At 39.2% G+C, this 2,153-nt stretch carries 1 protein-coding gene; it reads right to left on the bottom strand.

Going from position 1 to position 2,153, the window contains the following annotated elements; genetic code table 11:
- Positions 1-1,945, bottom strand: a 1,945-nt coding sequence (locus tag ME1_RS07365) for an autotransporter outer membrane beta-barrel domain-containing protein (RefSeq protein WP_004865010.1), incomplete at its 3' end; no start/stop codon positions are given.
- Between the last annotated feature and the right edge of the window lie 208 nt (positions 1,946-2,153).

Genomic DNA, 2,153 nt, shown 5'->3' with positions numbered 1-2,153 from the left:
CAAGCTGTGCTTGTGGTTCAAAGACCAGTCCTTCAACACCGGTTGCCAATCTCTGTCCAATGGTAGCAGATGCGCCCCATGTTTTTGTATGATCTATGTTTGCAGTGTTTCCAATGAGAGCTGTGGTAATATTTCCCTTCAGAGCTCCATAGGAGAAGAGTGCATTGACATATATGCCACTGTCATGGTGGAGGCTCCCATAGGCGGCAAGGGAAAATTTATCCAGTGTACTTTCTTTAGAGCCTTCCATATCCTTTGGAGTAAAGCCAAGTTTTCCATATGTGCCCAAAAGACCAAAATTTGTAACGATATCTTGCTCTTCTATTGCTGCTAATGTTACGCCTGTTTGCAAGGCAGCATAGCGAATATTAGCTCCATAACCATATTGCAATGGCTTGCGGCTAGAAGAGAATGTGCTCTTTTTGCCATAAGAAGAGAAGAAGATACCTTTATTTTTACTCATTTCTAGTTCGACTGCTGATGTTCGCATATTGTCTAACAATATATTTTGATTGTTCACATCAGCGAACCCAGCGGAGAAGAGAGCGCTAGGCATGACCAAATAGTTTGCCACTTGTGGTACGAGAGCCCTGATTTTTGCTTCAGGATCAAGGGTAGCACTCTGCAAACGGAAATCCCAAAAATTCTCATTTTCTCCTAAGAGGTTTTGTGCGCTATTTGCCTTTCCACGGCTTGCTGTTGGTCCATAGGCATTTAGCGTATATTTGTAAGGCATGCCCCCCATTGTAGTGTAGCCATTTGCAAGTTTGAAGGAACTTTCTTCTGCTTTACCAGAAACTTGAACGAGCGAGAGTCCACGTGTGTTTAAGGGAATGGAACCTTCAGTTTGTGTATTTCGACTGTTTAAAAGGCTGTTAAAATGGATTGTTGTCGTGCCTGATACATTACCATGAACGAGAAGACGGTCAGTTTTTTGATCAGCAGTTTCTTCTCCATCACTCCATTTGCTATTCAAATGGATCTCTGCCTTTCCTGTTGCAGTGTAGACTGCTGCCCCATTAGATCCCCCATTAGAACCTTGATTTTCCAGCGGTTGAGGCTCTTCAGCTTTTGGTTGTTTTCCTACATGCAAGGTTTGATAACGGTATTGGGTGAGCGCATTGGGTTCATGAAATATGATAGAACTATCATTAAGGTTCAGTACTGAAATACTGGATTGCGCGCGTTGATTAATGCTTAGTAGCGTATAGTTAAATATACTACCATCTCTATCGACTTCCTTTTCACTAATCTTTAAGTACCATTTGCTGTTATTATTCAAAGTCAAAACTGTCGTATGTTTCTGTGTTCCTCTTGCTCGTCCTTCTAAAATGGAATGATTAGCAGTTAAGGTAAGAGTAGCAGGAGCAATTTTTTCTAGTGAACTGTCATTTCTCAATAACATATCGGCACGAATTTCTGAATTTTTTAGCTCAATTTCAGCATCTGAAAGCGGTCCTAAAACACCGATACCATCTTTTACAAGTATTTTTGTATTGTTCAGAATTGCTTTATTAAAATTCTCTCCACCTTCCCGTAAAAAGGATTCTGAAGGAGTAGAAAAAACAAATCCATAGCCTAAATGGTTTCCTTTGACGTTTACGACGGAATCTTCAAGATTGATTATACCGCTTGAAAAACTTAATCCTGTTATCAATGACATCGCATTTACATCTTTAGCATTAATGCGTCCACCTCTTGTTACACTTAATGAAGTCATTTCTGAGGTCAATGTTGCATTTGTAATTGTGGCGACAGATTGTGATCCGCTCACTGACGCTCCAGTATATCTACCGCGAATAATAACATTGTTAAAAGTTTGTTCTCCTTCTGTAACACTAACTTGAGGGATTTCACGAGGGGGAATATTTGCGTAAGCCGAATTGAAATAAGAGAGAAGGAATGTTCCAGCAATTGTACACAATAAAAAATTTTTCTTATACATAATATATATGCCCTTAATGTTGATATGCCTTTGATTCTTACTTCACTCCCCTAATGGTGCAAGTATTGGGGTGGCTTTTATATCAATATGTTTTTCTTGTAAAGAACAAAACAAGTTATTGTATGGGGTTCTTTATCGCTTGAAATTTGCTTAAAAAAATCGTGAAAATGGTTAGGCAAACCAATGGAAAATGTATTTCAAGAAATCG

The sequence above is a fragment of the Bartonella vinsonii subsp. arupensis OK-94-513 genome (assembly GCF_000278235.1).
In the GTDB taxonomy this organism is placed as follows: Bacteria; Pseudomonadota; Alphaproteobacteria; order Rhizobiales; family Rhizobiaceae; genus Bartonella; species Bartonella arupensis.
This window is presented reverse-complemented; position numbering and strand designations above follow the sequence as displayed.